The sequence below is a fragment of the uncultured Psychroserpens sp. genome (assembly GCF_947503375.1).
Taxonomy (GTDB): domain Bacteria; phylum Bacteroidota; class Bacteroidia; order Flavobacteriales; family Flavobacteriaceae; genus Psychroserpens.
On sequence record NZ_CANNDQ010000002.1, the window covers coordinates 268,856 to 286,052 of the forward strand.

Annotated in this window: 12 protein-coding genes; 9 read left to right on the forward strand and 3 right to left on the reverse strand. The window is 34.0% G+C overall.

Features of this window, described 5'->3' with window-relative positions; translation table 11 throughout:
• Together Q0876_RS04500 and Q0876_RS04505 are read left to right on the forward strand one after the other, a co-directional pair.
• Complete coding sequence (locus Q0876_RS04500) at nt 1-2,403, forward strand: TonB-dependent receptor (protein WP_299224569.1); 2,403 nt, start codon at nt 1-3, stop codon at nt 2,401-2,403.
• Nucleotides 2,381-3,052 (forward strand): hypothetical protein, encoded by a 672-nt coding sequence (locus Q0876_RS04505; RefSeq protein ID WP_299224571.1) that lies wholly within the window; start codon nt 2,381-2,383, stop codon nt 3,050-3,052. Before Q0876_RS04500 ends, Q0876_RS04505 begins: the two co-directional genes overlap by 23 nt.
• A gap of 30 nt (nt 3,053-3,082) precedes the next feature.
• On the opposite strand, the gene Q0876_RS04510 is transcribed toward Q0876_RS04505, so the two are convergent.
• Nucleotides 3,083-4,549, reverse strand: coding sequence for a sigma 54-interacting transcriptional regulator (locus Q0876_RS04510; RefSeq protein ID WP_299224572.1), 1,467 nt, complete (start codon nt 4,547-4,549; stop codon nt 3,083-3,085).
• A 1-nt stretch (nt 4,550) separates the two neighbouring features.
• Complete coding sequence (locus Q0876_RS04515; protein WP_299224574.1) at nt 4,551-5,678, reverse strand: VWA domain-containing protein; 1,128 nt, start codon at nt 5,676-5,678, stop codon at nt 4,551-4,553.
• A gap of 108 nt (nt 5,679-5,786) precedes the next feature.
• Here Q0876_RS04515 and Q0876_RS04520 point away from each other — a divergent pair, with 108 nt between their 5' ends.
• Nucleotides 5,787-8,999, forward strand: a complete 3,213-nt coding sequence (locus tag Q0876_RS04520; RefSeq protein ID WP_299224576.1) for a hypothetical protein — start codon at nt 5,787-5,789, stop codon at nt 8,997-8,999.
• 58 nt (nt 9,000-9,057) lie between these two features.
• Here the strand turns inward: Q0876_RS04520 and Q0876_RS04525 are convergent, their stop codons facing one another.
• On the reverse strand, nt 9,058-9,735 hold the full coding sequence (locus Q0876_RS04525) for a Crp/Fnr family transcriptional regulator (protein WP_299224579.1): 678 nt from the start codon (nt 9,733-9,735) through the stop codon (nt 9,058-9,060).
• A gap of 108 nt (nt 9,736-9,843) precedes the next feature.
• Between Q0876_RS04525 and Q0876_RS04530 the strand changes: the two genes are divergently transcribed.
• The 6 genes from Q0876_RS04530 to Q0876_RS04555 all read left to right on the forward strand — a co-directional run bounded on the left by Q0876_RS04530 (nt 9,844) and on the right by Q0876_RS04555 (nt 17,197).
• On the forward strand, nt 9,844-12,222 hold the full coding sequence (locus Q0876_RS04530) for a heavy metal translocating P-type ATPase metal-binding domain-containing protein (RefSeq protein ID WP_299224580.1): 2,379 nt from the start codon (nt 9,844-9,846) through the stop codon (nt 12,220-12,222).
• The gene (gene hemN, locus Q0876_RS04535; protein ID WP_299224582.1) at nt 12,219-13,583 is read left to right on the forward strand and encodes an oxygen-independent coproporphyrinogen III oxidase; all 1,365 of its coding nucleotides are present in this window, start codon (nt 12,219-12,221) and stop codon (nt 13,581-13,583) included. Before Q0876_RS04530 ends, hemN begins: the two co-directional genes overlap by 4 nt.
• A 75-nt stretch (nt 13,584-13,658) precedes the next feature.
• Nucleotides 13,659-13,847 carry a cbb3-type cytochrome oxidase assembly protein CcoS gene (gene ccoS / locus Q0876_RS04540; protein ID WP_299224584.1) on the forward strand — a complete coding sequence of 63 codons (189 nt, stop codon included), beginning with the start codon at nt 13,659-13,661 and terminating at the stop codon, nt 13,845-13,847.
• A gap of 6 nt (nt 13,848-13,853) precedes the next feature.
• Nucleotides 13,854-16,043, forward strand: a complete 2,190-nt coding sequence (gene ccoN, locus Q0876_RS04545; RefSeq protein WP_299224586.1) for a cytochrome-c oxidase, cbb3-type subunit I — start codon at nt 13,854-13,856, stop codon at nt 16,041-16,043.
• 6 nt (nt 16,044-16,049) lie between these two features.
• The gene (locus Q0876_RS04550) at nt 16,050-16,235 is read left to right on the forward strand and encodes a CcoQ/FixQ family Cbb3-type cytochrome c oxidase assembly chaperone (RefSeq protein WP_299224588.1); all 186 of its coding nucleotides are present in this window, start codon (nt 16,050-16,052) and stop codon (nt 16,233-16,235) included.
• A complete protein-coding gene (locus Q0876_RS04555) occupies nt 16,232-17,197 on the forward strand; it encodes a cbb3-type cytochrome c oxidase N-terminal domain-containing protein (protein WP_299224590.1) in 966 nt (321 codons plus the stop codon). Before Q0876_RS04550 ends, Q0876_RS04555 begins: the two co-directional genes overlap by 4 nt.

The window sequence follows — 17,197 nt, forward strand, 5'->3', positions numbered from 1 at the left end:
ATGAAATCATGTTTATTATTCATTTCACTTTTATGCACATCATTTGGTTTTACACAACACATTATAGATGGCAATATAAAAAACGACAATGGTGAAGCGATAGTTTCTGCGGTTGTCTCTGTATTAACTACAGAACACAATGCTTTCGTTAAAGCAGCCATTACTGACGAAACTGGGAGATTTCAAATTAAAGAGATTGTTAATGGCAACTACAAATTATTTATTACCAGTCTTGGCTATGTAGATTACACTTCACAACCATTTAATGTTTTTGATAGTGATACAACTTTAGATCGCATAATCTTAGAAACTGATACGGAAACCCTTGATGAGGTCACTATAATTGCTGAAAAGCCTATGATACAAGTTCTGGCAGACAAAACTGTTTTTAATATAGCAAATACCACTAACGCTATAGGTGATTCTGGATTTGAATTATTAAGAAAAGCACCAGGAATTATTATTGATAATTCAGATACTATTATTGTAGAAGGCAAAGCTGGAGTATTGGTATTTATTGATGACAAACCTTCAGTATTAAGAGGTCAAGATTTAGTTAACTATCTTAAAACACTACAAGCTAGTGATATAGAAGCGATAGAGATCATCACTCAACCATCATCTCGATACGATGCCGAAGGTAATGCTGGAATTATAAACATTATATTAAAGCGAGATAAAACCCTAGGCACAAATGGAAGTATGGCTTCTGGAATCACCGTTGGTGATTTTGCAAGAATAAATAATTCTATATCATTTAATAATCGCACTAAAAAAACTAGTCTTTATGGCACATACAGTAATCGTTTTGGTAAGAGTACAAGTTTTATAAATCTATATCGCTTGCAAAATAACATTATTTTTGATGCTAGAACAGAAAGTGTTTTTGATAATAAAAACAACAATATTAGAACTGGTTTTGACTACTATACAAGCAAGAAGTCAACATTTGGAATTATTATTACTGGGAATTTCAATACATCATACTCAGAAAGTGATTCAAGAACACCTATTATTGAAAACGGTAATACAAACCCTTCGCAAGTATTAGTAGCAGCTAGCGATACAGAAAGCAAAACTTCAAATCTATATACCAACTTAAATTACAGATTTAAAGATACACTAGGTCATTCATTAAATCTTGATCTAGACTTTGGAAAATATAAAAGTGATAGAACCAACCTACAACCTAATCAATACTTCAACAGTAATGAAACACAAGTATTAAGTGAAAATATCGTTTTTTTTGATACACCTATAAATATCTCAATTTTCTCAACTCAAGCCGATTACAAACAAAATTTCTTAAAAGGCATATTGAGTTTAGGAGTTAAGTATTCAAAAGTAAATACCGAGAATAGCTTTGATGCATTTGACAGATCTAGTGGTGGTAATGTATTAGATACAAGTCAATCTAACGACTTTGATTACGACGAACAAATTAATGCTGCATATTTTAACTACAATAGAGCGTTTGAAAAAGTAAACATCCAATTTGGATTGCGCATGGAAAACACCATATCTGATGGTCAACTTGAAAGCTTACAAGCCAATCAAAATAACCGAGTGGAACGCAATTATACAGATTGGTTCCCAAGTGGAGGCATTACATATCAATTCAACCGAAAAAACAGCCTAGCACTCAATTATAGTAAACGTATTCAGCGCCCTAATTATCAAAACCTAAATCCATTCCAATACAGAATAGATGAATTATCATTTAGACAAGGAAACCCTTTCTTACAACCACAATACACTGATAATATAAAATTGTCTCACACCTATAATTACAGATTGACCACCTCCTTAAGCTATAGTTTTATTAGTGATTTCTTTGCTCAAGTTACCGAGGCTGGTCAAGATAATACTAACTTCATCATCACAAAAAATGTTGCAAATCAAAAAGTAATCAATTTGGGAGTTTCGTATCCTACCAAATTCAATAATTGGTGGAATGTCTATTTTAGTATGAATGTGTATCGCAGTATTTTTGAAGCCACCAATCCAGATTTTGTTTCTATTGACCAAAATACACTAAGCTTATATGCACAAAATACTTTTAAAGTTTCTAAAACGTTTACTGCTGAAGTTTCTGGTTGGTATAGTTCTCCTTCAGTTTGGGGAGGTACATACGAAACAAAAAGTTTAGGATCTTTAAATCTCGCATTTCAAAAACACTTTCTTGATAAGAAATTAACAGCTAGACTTAGTTTCAATGACATCTTATTCACATCGCCTTGGAAAGGTACAACCCGATTTGGAAATTTATTTATACAAGGTAATGGTGGTAATGATAGTAGACAAGTACGTTTCAACTTAACCTACAATTTTGGTAGAGATGAAATAAAAAAGGCTAGAAAACGCAAAACAAGTATAGAAGATGAAAAAAATAGAATTCAATAACAAAAACTATAATACCATGAACTTTTTAAGAACACAACCAAATGACCTTAATACTGTTAGACTACGTTTAACCACCTTTTTAACATTTTTAATTACAGTAATTAGCTTTCAAGGCTTTGCACAAAAGACCTATTTAAAAATTCATAAAGGCACAGATGCCAAAGATGTTATCATGTATCCACCAGGAACGATTTTTGAATTAAAAAATGAGCACCATTATGTAGTTATGCGCTATAGTGAAACACCACGAACATATCTAATAGATGGAAAGTATAAGTTAGTTGTACATCCAACTTATAAAAAGCAAAAAGATATCTACTATTTAGATAGCGGAAAAGTAGAGTTAGCTTTAACTGCCAATTTCGGAAAAACCAATTCAATTCAGGATAATTATGCATCAAATGGTATCACTGCAGAAGTTGACATTACCGATTCTAACGAAAATAAAGGTTATAAAAATCTAGTTTTTAAATTAAGTAATGGCATTGTATTTAATTATAGCGATGGAAAATATAATGCTAGTTTGAATGGAATGTATTTAGACATCAAACATAAATATATTATAGCAAGCGAATTAGGTGAACTACGCTTAAGTTTTAGTCCAAAGAATGGAGAAGTATGGTGGGTTTTCAAGCCAAAGAAATTATAAAAAAGGGAAGCAAATTGCTTCCCTTATAGTTTATATCCCACTTATAAAACTTCCATAAGGATCTTTAAATTGAATTCCTTCAGTAAAGCGATACTTACTTAACTGTTTGAACTCTACCAATGCCCAAAGCACAAATTCTTTTACAAAATAACTCTCTTCTTTTTTCAAATTTGGTTGGTACTGCCCTAATAAATCATCTAAAGGTGAAATGGCATCGAGTAACGCTTTGTACTCTTTGTCTCTTAAATCATCAAGAATCTCAAAACCGTCTTGTTGATTAAAAAACCATGAGATAATATCATCGTAAGGGGTTTCATCTTCCTCCTTTTTTAGTTTTTCGATCGTTGGGAAAAACTCAGGAAACAAACTCTTAACTGCTTCGCCAATCAAATTAAATGCTACTACAGCTGCACCTTCTTGTTCACCTTCATAAACCAATTCTACTTTACCTGTAATTGAAGGGATAACACCAACAAAATCACTTAACCTTAACATCGTTTGATCATCACCAGCTTTTAAGGAACGACGCTCAGCTGTACTCAATAAGTTTTCTAATGCAGTAATACTTAATCGCGCACTAACACCACTTTTAGCATCTATAAATTCACTCTCTCGAGCTTCAAATACAATTTGCTCTAATAGATCTCTGGCTAGATCTGGAACAATAATATTTTCTTTTTGACGTTCCACTAATTTGGCTTCTTGATTAGTAATTAGTCTAGCCGTTTCTATATCTACAGGATAATGTGTTAAAATTTGACTTCCTATTCTATCTTTCAAAGGGGTAACAATACTTCCTCTATTGGTATAATCTTCTGGATTGGCAGTAAAGATGAATTGAACATCTAAAGGCAACCTCAATTTAAAACCGCGAATCTGAATATCACCTTCTTGCAAAATATTAAACAGTGCTACTTGAATTCTAGCTTGTAGATCTGGCAATTCGTTGATAACAAAAATACATCGATTAGCTCTAGGGATCATACCATAATGAATCACTCGATCATCAGCATAACTCAACTTTAAATTAGCGGCTTTAATTGGGTCAACATCACCAATAATATCTGCAACGGTAACATCTGGAGTTGCCAATTTTTCAGCAAAACGTTCGCTTCTATGTAGCCAAGCGATTGGAGTTTCATTTCCCTTTTTGGTAATCAATTCAGTTGCAAATCTTGAAATTGGCTGAAAGGGATCATCATTAATTTCTGAACCTTCAACATAAGGAATATACTCATCTAAAAGATTTAACATCAAACGAGCAAGTCTTGTTTTTGCTTGTCCACGTAATCCTAACAAATTAATATTGTGTCTCGACAAAATAGCACGCTCTAATTCAGGAATCACAGTATTTTCATATCCATGAACACCTTCAAAAGTTGTCTCCCGACTTTTTATTTTAGTAATGAGATTATCACGTAATTCATCTTTAATAGGTTTTGTTTGATAACCTGCTTTTTTTAAATCGCCTAATGTTTTAATTGTGTCTATTTTCATTTTATCCTTTAATTCTTTTTTTTCTATTTGTTTCGTAATCTTCAAAGATCATCTCGCCTAATCCTTTTAAACCTGTATAGAATGCTTTCCCTTGGTTAGCTCGTGTAAACTCTTGCACAAATTGCATGAGATATTGATCTTGTGCAATCATGAAGGTCGTAATTGGAATATGTAGCTTTCTAGCTTGCTGAGCCATAGCATAACATTTGTTCGTGATGTACGGATTTAATCCGTTGCTATCTTTATAATATTGCCCATCAGGTAAACGCAAACAACTTGGTTTTCCATCAGTGATCATAAATATTTGCTTATTAGTATTACGCTTTCTTCGTAATAAATCCATAGCTAATTGCAACCCTGCAACAGTATTGGTATGATATGGTCCGACCTTCAAGTATGGTAAATCTTTGATTTCAATTTGCCAAGAATCGTTTCCAAAGACGATAATATCTAGTGTATCTTTGGGGTAGCGCGTTGTAATCAACTCAGCTAATGCCATAGCTACACGTTTAGCTGGAGTGATTCTATCTTCTCCATACAAGATCATACTGTGGCTAATATCAATCATCAAAACCGTACTCATTTGTGATTTATGAAGTGTTTCTTCAACCACCAGATCATCTTCCGTGATGTTAAAATTGTTAATACCATGATTAATTTGTGCATTACGCAAACTTTCAGTCATAGAAACCTTGTCTAATGCATCTCCAAACTGATAGTTTCTAAAGTCACCTGTGTGTTCATCACCAATGCCTGGACTTTTACTTTTATGATTACCTTGACCGCTACGTTTTATCTTTCCAAAGATATGGTCTAATGCTTGTTGACGAATAGCACGTTCTGTTTTTGCCGTAATTGCCATACTTCCATTACCATCTGGATCAATTTCTTCTTTGATGTAACCTTTCTTTTTTAAGTCTTCTATAAAATCATCAATAGTATATTCTGAAGTTGTAAGCTTATATTCCTTATCCAACTGCCGAAGCCAATCAATAGCTTCATCAAAATCACCTGATGTGTACGTAATCAATTCTTTAAAAACTTCAAAGAGTTTGTCAAAAGGTGATTGGTTGGGAGCTTCGTAAGATTTGAATACAAACCCTTTTCTGTGATTTTCTTTTTCTTTCATTGCACTATAAAATTACGACTATTTATATCGAAATAAAAAGCATTAACATCTCTTTTAGAAATCGTATAATTAGTTTAACTATCTTTAGCCAACTAAACCAAAAGCATAATGAAAAAAATACTTTACTTTATGTTGCTTTTTGCATCATTTTCTCTTTTCTCTCAAGAATTTTCTCTCGATTTAGTAAAAAATATGAAGCCAAGAAATATTGGTCCTGGAGGTATGTCTGGTCGTGTAACGGCTATTGATGTTGTGCATAACAATACAGATATCATGTATGTTGGCACTGCTTCTGGAGGTTTATGGAAATCAACATCGGGAGGCATTAAATGGGATCCCATTTTCGAAAAAGAAGCAACAGGATCAATAGGTGCAGTAGCCATTCAGCAATCTAATCCTAGCGTAATTTGGGTCGGTACAGGAGAAGGTAATCCAAGAAACAGCTTAAATGGTGGTTATGGCATATACAAGTCTTTAGACTCAGGTAAAACTTGGCAGCTTATGGGTCTTGAAAAAACACGTCACATTCATCGTGTAATCATTGATCCAACCAATCCAGATGTGGTTTATGCGGCTGCTATTGGTTCTCCTTGGGGAATTCATCCTGAGCGTGGTGTTTACAAAACCATTGATGGCGGAAAAACTTGGAATAAAATCTTATTTGCTAATAATAAAACTGGAGCTGCCGATTTGATAATGGATCCAACAAATCCAAACAAACTTATAGCTGCCTTGTGGGAACACAAGCGTGACCCATGGTTCTTTAAATCTGGAGGTGAAGGCTCAGGTCTACATATAACACATGATGGAGGAAAAACCTGGAAAAAAATCACAGAGAAACAAGGGTTCCCTAAAGGGGAATTAGGACGTATTGGCATTGCCATCGCAGCTAATAAACCAAATGTAGTTTATGCTTTAGTTGAAGCTAAAAAAAATGCACTTTATAGAAGTGAGGATGGAGGTGCTAATTGGAAGAAGATTAATGATAAAAACGATATAGGCAATCGTCCGTTTTATTATTCAGAGATCTATGTTGACCCCCAAAATGAAAATAGAGTTTACTCCATTTATACTTATGTGAATGTTTCAGAAGATGGCGGAAAAAATTTCAAACAACTGATGCCAGCCTATGGTGTTAGCAATGGTGTACATCCAGATCATCATGCGTGGTGGATACATCCAACTAATGGTAATTTTATGATTGACGGTAATGATGGAGGCATGAATATCACTAAAGATGGTGGAAAATCTTGGCGCTTCATTGGTAATTTACCAGTAGCACAGTTCTACCACATCAATGTTGATAATGACATCCCATATAATGTATATGGTGGTATGCAAGACAATGGTTCTTGGAGAGGTCCAGCCTATGTATGGCGTGTGCAAGGTATAAGAAATAGTTATTGGCAAGAAATAAGTTTTGGTGATGGATTTGATGTTGTTCCCGATCGTGATGATTCTCGTTTTGGATGGTCTATGAGTCAACAAGGCTATGTGAGTCGATATGATTGGCAAACAGGAAATAACTATACGGTTAGACCTACTCATCCAAATCCTGAAGTTGAACTTCGCTTCAATTGGAATGCAGCTATAAATATCGATCCGTTTGATAACAACACACTCTATTTTGGAAGCCAATTTGTGCATAAATCAACTGATAAAGGACAAACTTGGACTGTAATTTCTGAGGATTTAACAACTAACGATCCCGAAAAACTAAAACAGAATGAAAGTGGAGGTTTAACGATGGATGCTACTGGAGCTGAAAATCACTGTACAATTTTAGTGATCGAACCTTCAACACTAGAACGAAATATGTTCTGGGTAGCAAGTGATGATGGTCGAGTACATTATACTCAAAATGGTGGTCAAGATTATACCGAAGTTACAAAAAACATTAAAGGACTCCCTTCTGGAAGTTGGATTACTCAAATAAAAGCATCTAATAAAAATAAAGGCGAAGCACTTTTAATCGCTAACGATTACAGACGCTTTAATTATACACCTTACGCCTATAGAACAAAAGACTATGGCAAAACATGGCAACGCATTGTAGATAATGATGATGTTGAAAGCTACACGTTATCAATTGTTGAAGATCCCGTAGAATCTAACTTATTATTTTTAGGTACTGATGATGGTTTGTACATCTCAATTGATGCTGGAGAGAAATGGACTAAATGGACTGAAGGTTTTCCAACAGTATCAGTAAAAGACCTAGTTATTCATCCCCGAGAACACGATTTAATTATAGGAACGTTTGGTCGTGCAGCTTGGGTACTAGATGATATTCGTCCGTTGAGAGCAATAGCAAAGAACAAACAATTGATAAATCAAAAATTAGAATTATTCGCTCCGCCTACAGCATATCAAGCGGCCTATCAACAACCTACAGGTAGTCGATTTGGAGGCGATGCTATGTATCATGGTGAGAACAGAAATTATGGTGCTAGATTTTCGTATTATGTTAAAATAGATGAACAGAAAAAAGAAGATGAAGACGACGATTCAAATGAAGACTCAGATAATGATAATTCAGATGAAGAAAAGCCAAATGAAATAAAATGGGATTCACTTACTATGAAACTCTATGATGGTGAGCGCTTGATTCGTACATTAAAACAGAAAGCTCCAGACTCTACTGGTGTGTACAAGTGGACTTGGTTTATGAATGAAGCTGGTGTGTCTTGGCCTTCAAGAACTATAAGAAAACAAACTAGAGAACCTTCAGGTGTTTCAGTAAAACCTGGCACTTATAAAGCTGTACTTCATTTTGGAGATCAAACCTCAGAAACAATGGTAACAGTGAATACTGATCCAAGATTAAATACTTCAATAGCTAACATTAATGAGGTTTACACTGCATCTAAAACACTTGAATTAATGCAAAAAACCATAGCAGATGCTGTAAAACAATTGGTTGAAAGCAAACAAATTGCCACTAAATACAAGTCTGATTTATCAAAACTAGATAAAGAACAATACAAAGAGGAAATTAAGGTCTCAAAAGATGTTATTAAACAAATTGATGAGCTTATTGATAGCTATCTTGGCAAAGAAGATAAGCGACAAGGTATAACCAACACTTCTGTGGTAACTGTAACAGATCGTTTATCTACTGCTAGTTGGTATGTTGGGTCTCGTCAAAATGGTTTAACTTCAACTGAGCATACATTAATAGAACATGCAAAAGATGCTGTAAACAATGTATTAGAAAAAACAAATAGTTTTTACAATGAGTCTTGGAAACCTTATCAAGTAAAAATGGAGTCAGTAAAAACTAATCCTTTTAAAGAGATTAGTACTTTCAGATTAGATTAAAATAAAAGGCAATTAGTATTTAAAACCTTTCAGGAGTGACAACTTGAAAGGTTTTTATTTAGTGAACATTTTTTAAGCCTTTCAAATCTTTAATTAAGATATGCTTACCAGAGGTTTCTATCAAACCATCTTTCTTAAATTGTGATAAAATACGAATGGCTGATTCTGTAGCAGTACCTACAATGTTAGCATAATCTTCTCTAGACAACACAGCTCTAAGGTAATACTCTTCATCAATTCCAAAATTATCGTAAAGATAAACTAGCGTATCTGCTAATCTTTTCTTAACCGACTTTTGAGCCATATTAACAATGGTATTGTCAGCATCTTTTAGGTCATGAGCCATTTGTCTTAGCACATCCATGGAAAAATTTGCATTTCTCTGCAAATCACCAATAATTTCCGATTTTGGAATAAAACAAACTTCCATATCGTTTAAAGCAACGGCCTGAAGGTTGGAAGTCTCCTCTCCTATTAACGAACGTTGTCCTAATAGATCACCTTTAAAAACTAGTTTTACAATTTGATCTTTTCCATTTTCACTTAGTTTAGATAGTTTACAAATACCATCCTTCACACAATAGACACCATTTATATTTTCGCCTTCTTCAAAAATGATAGTGCCTCGCTTTATAGTATGAGATGTCTTACAACCAGATATACGTACTAACTCATCTTTAGTCAATGCCTTTAAAGAATTAAACTGACGTATGATACACTGTTCACATTTACTCATATTTCTTTTTTAGAAACGGACTGTAAAAATACGCAAAACATGATAAAAATCATATTATAACGTCTATTCATTTACAAACTTTGCATCAGGTATAAATGAGCAAATATTATGGAACAAACAACTTGTTTCCACTGCGGTGATGATTGTAACCATACAATTATAACCTTCAATAAAAAACACTTTTGTTGTAATGGTTGTAAAACGGTATATGAGATTTTCTCTGAGAACGATTTAACGTGCTATTACGAGTTACAAACATCTCCAGGAGCAATTCCAAAGGAAATAGAAGGCAAATATGACTTCTTATCAGATGAAAGTATCATAGAAAAACTTATTGAGTTTAATGATGGAAGTACACAGATTACTACATTATACATTCCACATATCCATTGTAGTTCTTGCATTTGGATTTTGGAGAACCTCAATAAACTAAATCCAAATATTACGTCATCTCAAGTTAATTTTGGTAAGAAAACAGTTCGCATCACTTATAACACGAGCAGCAATTCACTTAAAGATGTTGTTTTACTGCTTAGTGCTATTGGCTATGAACCTTATATCTCATTAGACGATTTTAAAACAGGAAAACAAAATGTAAACAGAGTATTAATCTACAAATTAGGAATAGCTGGTTTTGCTTTTGGTAATGTGATGTTCTTATCCTTTCCAGAATATTTTGAAGTAGAAGAGTTCTGGTTAGAACAATATAAACATCTATTTCGCTGGTTGATGTTTACGTTTTCGTTACCAGTCGTGTTTTATGCAGGACAAGATTATTTTATATCTGCTTACAAAGGCTTACGGGCAAAGCTACTCAACATTGATGTTCCTATAGCGCTTGGTATTGCTGTATTATTCATAAGAAGTACAATTGAGATCAGCTTCAATATTGGATCTGGTTTTTTTGATAGTCTTACAGGGCTTGTATTCTTTTTATTACTCGGAAAGTTCTTTCAACAAAAAACATATACGTTCTTATCTTTTGAGCGTGACTATAAATCCTATTTTCCAATTGCAGTTACTAAGATAGCAACTCACAGAAAAGAAATTCCTATTCAAGTTTATGATATAAAAAAGGGAGATCGACTCATCATTAGAAATGAAGAACTCATTCCTGTTGATGCAATTCTTATAAACGGAAAAGCTAGAATTGATTACAGTTTTGTCACTGGCGAATCCAAAACTGTAAGTAAGCATTCGGGAGACAAACTATTTGCTGGTGGCAAGCAAACATCTGGAGTTATTGAAGTTGAGGCTATTAAATCTGTAGAACAAAGCTATCTAACCCAATTATGGAGCAATGATGTATTCAATAAAAGTAAAGAAGACCATTTTAACACTTTGACCAATAAGATCAGTAAGCGCTTTACTATAGCAGTATTAAGTATTGCTGTAATAGCAACATCCTATTGGTTATTTACTGATGCTTCAAAAGCCATGAATGTATTTACGGCTGTGTTAATTATTGCCTGTCCTTGTGCCATAGCATTATCAGCACCATTTACTTTTGGAAATTTACTACGCATTTTTGGGAAGCTAAAATTCTACGTAAAAAATGCAGCAGTTATTGAACAGTTAGCGGATATTAATACTATAATCTTTGACAAAACTGGCACCATAACATCTAACAAAACAAGTACAGCAAATTATGAAGGTGCTGCATTAACCGAAACTGAAGAATTACTTCTAAAAAACACATTACGTGGTTCAAATCATCCGCTTAGCAGATCACTCTACGAAATCTTAGATGCTAATGATATTGTTTCTTTGAATCATTTTGAAGAGCACCTAGGTAAAGGAATTGAAGCCACATACAACAAAGATAATATCAAAATAGGATCTGCAAGCTTTGTTGGTGCAAGTGAAAATCAAGTATTGAACACTACTGTACACATCAGTACAAATAATACTTACAAAGGTAAATTTACGTTCTACAACAGTTACAGGAAAGGTTTATCAAAACTATTTAATACCCTTAAAAAACATTACGATCTAGTGATTCTTTCTGGAGATAATGAAGGAGAATTAGAGAACCTCAAAAAAATGTTACCTACAAAAACAAAATTGATCTTTAACCAAAAACCCAACGATAAGTTAGAATATATCAAGTATCATCAAACTGAAGGTGCTAAAGTACTCATGATTGGTGACGGACTCAATGATGCTGGTGCATTAGCACAAAGTAATATCGGTATTGCTTTATCAGAAAATGTAAATGTATTCTCACCTGCTTGTGATGCTATCATGGATGCTACAAAATTTAACCAACTCAATACATTCATTGACGCTTCTAAAAGTGCAATTAAGATTATTAAATGGAGTTTTGTTTTGTCTCTCATTTATAACATAGTTGGGCTCTATTTTGCTGTTACAGGCCAGTTAGCTCCAGTAGTGGCTGCAATATTAATGCCGTTGAGCTCAATTAGTGTTGTTGTGTTTACAACTATTGCTACAAATTTTATTGGAAGAAAACTATCAAAATCATGAACGCAACACTTATAAAAAAATATAATATTCCAGGCCCTAGATATACAAGTTATCCAACAGTTCCATTCTGGGACGAAGCGCAATTCTCAAAACATAAATGGATTGAAACTTTCAAAACTTCTTTTAAAGAAAGTAATGCTGATCAAGGAATTAGTTTATACATTCATCTTCCATTCTGTGAAAGTCTATGTACATTTTGTGCATGTCATAAACACATTACTAAACGACATTCAGTAGAAGATAAATATATTGATACTATTCTTAAAGAATGGCAATTATACCTAGACTTGATGTCTTCAAAGCCTATAGTAAAAGAAATTCATTTAGGAGGTGGTACACCTACATTTTTCTCAGCTAATAATCTAGATCGTCTTATTAACGGATTATTAAAACCAGCTATACTCCATGAAAATTATGAATTTAGTTTTGAAGGTCATCCTAATAATACAACCAAAGATCAATTAAAAGCACTATATCATTTAGGCTTTACTCGCGTAAGCTTTGGAATTCAAGATTATGATCCTAAAGTACAGCACGCCATACACCGTATCCAAACCTTTGAACAAGTTGAAAAAGTCACAAAATGGTCTCGAGAAATTGGGTATACATCTATAAGTCATGATCTCATTTTCGGCTTACCGTTTCAAACATTAGAGACCATCACACAAAGCATTGACAAAACTAAATTGTTAAGTCCAGATCGTATTTCATTTTATAGTTATGCTCATGTGCCATGGGTAAAAGGTGTTGGTCAACGTGGCTTTAATGAAGCCGACTTACCTAAAGGCAATCAAAAAAGAGCACTTTATGAAACTGGTAAAAAACTACTTACAGATTTAGGCTATAAAGAAATTGGCATGGATCATTTTGCGTTAGAAACAGATGACCTATATAAAGCTGCAAGCAATAAAACCTTACACAGGAACTTTATGGGCTATACCACTAATACAACCCAATTGATGATTGGTTTAGGAATGTCGGCTATAAGTGATAGTTGGTATGGGTTTGCACAGAATGTTAAGACCGTTAAAGCCTATGAAGAACTAGTTGAATCTGGTGATATTCCAGTATTTAGAGGTCATATTCTTACTAATGAAGATTTAATAATTCGGCAACACATTTTAAACATTATGTGTCACATGGAAACGTCTTGGCAAAATGAATGCTCAAAATTCTCAAAACTAAGTCAAGTTATAGAAACTTTAGATGAATTGATAAACGATGGCATAATTCTGATAGAAAACAATGTCTTGAAAGTTCCCGAAATGGCCAAACCGTTTGTTAGAAATGTATGTATGGGGTTTGATCTAAGACTACATGATAGTTACCCTGAAACTCAAGTATTCTCTATGACAATATAATTTTTTGAAACATGATAAAAATCATATTCTAAGACTATAACCTAACGTAATTTTGAATCATAACTTCTAATAGGTATGAGTGTTATATATATTTTATTGAGTATCAGCATTATTGTAGCTGTTGTGTTTTTTATTGCATTTATAACTGCAGTAAAAAATGGACAGTATGATGATAGTTATACACCTTCTGTTAGAATGCTCTTTGAGGATGAACTTATCAAAGAGCAACCTGAACCATCTATTGATAAAAAAAAGACTAATTAAATTATTATGGAAGTACAACAGTTTCATTACGATAATAAAATCGTAAAAAATTTCCTCTATGCTACAATGCTTTGGGGAGTTGTCGGGATGTTAGTAGGATTACTACTAGCTTTTATGTTTTTATTCCCAAATTTAACCGACGGCGTTTCTTGGTTAAGCTTTGGGCGTTTAAGACCATTACACACTAATGCAGTAATTTTTGCCTTTGTAGGTAATGCTATTTTTGCTGGTGTTTATTATTCAACACAGCGATTACTAAAAGCTAGAATGTTTAGCGACCTTTTAAGTAAAATTAATTTTTGGGGCTGGCAATTGATTATTGTTGGTGCTGCAATAACATTACCTTTAGGCTACACCACATCAAAAGAATATGCCGAATTAGAGTGGCCATTCGATATTGCTATAGCCATCATCTGGGTTGTTTTTGGGTGGAATTTAATTGCAACCATTTTAAAGCGTCGTCAGCGCCATTTGTATGTTGCCATCTGGTTTTATTTAGCAACATTTGTTACAGTTGCTGTACTACATATTTTCAATAGCTTAGAGTTACCAGTAAGCGGATTAAAAAGTTATTCTGTATACGCAGGAGTTCAAGACGCCTTAGTACAATGGTGGTATGGTCATAATGCCGTAGCGTTCTTCCTTACTACGCCATTCTTAGGGCTGATGTACTACTTTGTTCCTAAAGCAGCAAACAGACCTGTATATTCGTATAGATTATCGATTGTGCACTTCTGGTCACTCATCTTCATCTATATATGGGCAGGACCGCATCATTTGTTATATACATCACTTCCTGGTTGGGCTCAAAATCTAGGAGTGGCATTTTCTGTCATGTTGATAATGCCTTCTTGGGGAGGAATGATCAACGGATTACTTACACTTCGTGGAGCATGGGATAAAGTAAGAACAGATCCTGTATTAAAATTCATGGTAGTAGCTATTACAGGATATGGTATGGCTACTTTTGAAGGACCTATGCTATCATTAAAAAGTGTAAATGCAATGGCTCATTTTACAGATTGGATTATTGCTCACGTTCATGTAGGAGCTTTGGCCTGGAATGGTTTTCTAACCTTTGGAATGATCTATTTCTTAGTGCCTAAACTATTTAAAACACGATTGTACTCTACTGGATTAGCAAACCTTCATTTTTGGATTGGCACCTTAGGAATCATTTTTTATGCACTTCCAATGTATGTTGCTGGCTTTACACAATGGGCTATGTGGAAACAATTCAACCCAGATGGAACGTTAGTTTATGGTAACTTCTTAGAAACGGTTACTGAAATTATTCCAATGTATTGGATGCGAGCTATAGGTGGTACATTATTCATCGTAGGTATGTTAATTATGGTCGTTAATATAATCATAACCATAATGAATGGTAGCAAAGTTGGAGATGAACTCGCAGAAGCACCTGCACTACAAAGAGTGTCAAAGAAACGTGTTGCTGGAGAAGGTTGGCATACCTGGTTAGAGCGCAAGCCAATAAAACTTACCATTTTTGCTACAATTGCTATTCTAATTGGAGGTATTGTTCAAATTATTCCAACATTATTGGTCAAATCTAATATCCCAACCATTACTAGTGTAAAACCTTATACCCCTTTAGAATTAGAAGGTCGAGATATCTACATAAGAGAGGGTTGTGTAGGTTGCCACTCACAAATGATTAGACCTTTTAGAAATGAAGTTGAGCGTTATGGAGAATACTCAAAAGCTGGAGAATTTGTGTATGATCATCCATTCCTTTGGGGAAGTAAACGCACAGGACCAGATTTACATCGCATCGGTGGTAAATATTCTGACAACTGGCATTTAAATCATATGTATGATCCACAGAGTACCTCATCTGGCTCTATTATGCCTGCTTATCAATGGTTAGTAAGAAATGAACTTGATAAATCACAAACCGAAGCTAAAATGAAAGCTATGGTATCATTAGGCGTTCCTTACACCGATGAAGACATTGCTAATGCGCAACAATCAATGCAAGACCAAGGAACTCAAATTGAAAAGAATCTTTACACCGATCCAGATTTTGCGCAAACCTATGAAGCAGATAAACAAGCTGGAGGTGAAGAATTTATTGAAATGCGCAATAGGGAAATTGTAGCTATTATCGCTTATTTACAACGTCTTGGAACTGATATTAAAGTAAAAGACGCTGAAGTTTCAACAACTCAAAACTAATTCATTATGCTAAAGTTCGTAAAAAACCATATGGAAAGCATCACAGGAATAGAAATCTATCCAATGATTTCCTTACTCATATTTTTCAGTTTTTTCGTCATCCTCTTTTGGTGGGTAATTACTGCAAAAAAAGACTACATCAAAAAGGTGAGTCATATTCCTTTAGATAACCAAAACACCACAGAATTATGAGACAGTTTTTCCCATCTTGGATAAGAGTACCTCTTGTATTCTTCATTATTTTCGGAGTCGTAGAATACTTTATTGACTCTGGTGACAAACCAGCATTTATTGAAGAACCGCTTGTTTTACTCTTCTTATTTTTAGTATTGCTAATCATTATCGCTGTAGAAGCTATCGTAGGTTCTATAGGTAACATCTTATATCAAAGTTTAGACGCAGAAGCAAAAGCTAGATATGATGCAAAACAAAATGCGCCTTCCAAATTAGCACTTTGGGTTAAGAAAACTTATTTAAAACTATTAGGTTCAAAACCAATTGAAGAAGAATATGATATCATTCTAGATCATAATTATGATGGCATAAAAGAGCTGGATAATGATTTACCACCATGGTGGCTATATGGTTTCTATGCTACTATTATTTTTGGAGCAATATACTTAGTTAGATATCATGTGTTTAATGGAGAGGATCAATATGAAGAGTTAGATGCTGAAATTGCTCAAGCAAAAATTGATATTGAAACCTATAAAAAAACAGCTAAAGATCTAGTTGATTTCAATACAGTTACTGTTCTCACAGAATTGAGCGATTTGAAAGCTGGTCAAGCCATTTTTGAAACCAATTGTGTTGCTTGTCATAAAGCTGATGGTGGTGGTGGAATTGGTCCTAACTTAACCGATAAACATTGGGTTTTAGGTGGTGGAATTAAAAATGTATTTAAAACTGTTTCTGAAGGTGGACGTGATGGTAAAGGTATGATTGCTTGGAAACAAAGTTTAAAACCTTCTGAAATTGCTCAGGTTTCAAGTTACGTGTTGCAATTTCAAGGTACTTCTCCAGCTGAGCCTAAAGCCCCTGAAGGCGAAATATGGGTAGATGAAAGCGCTCCGATTGAAGATATTCCAACTGAAGAAATGGAAGTGAAAACAGATTCAATAATCACTATTGAATCTACAGAAACAGAAGATTAA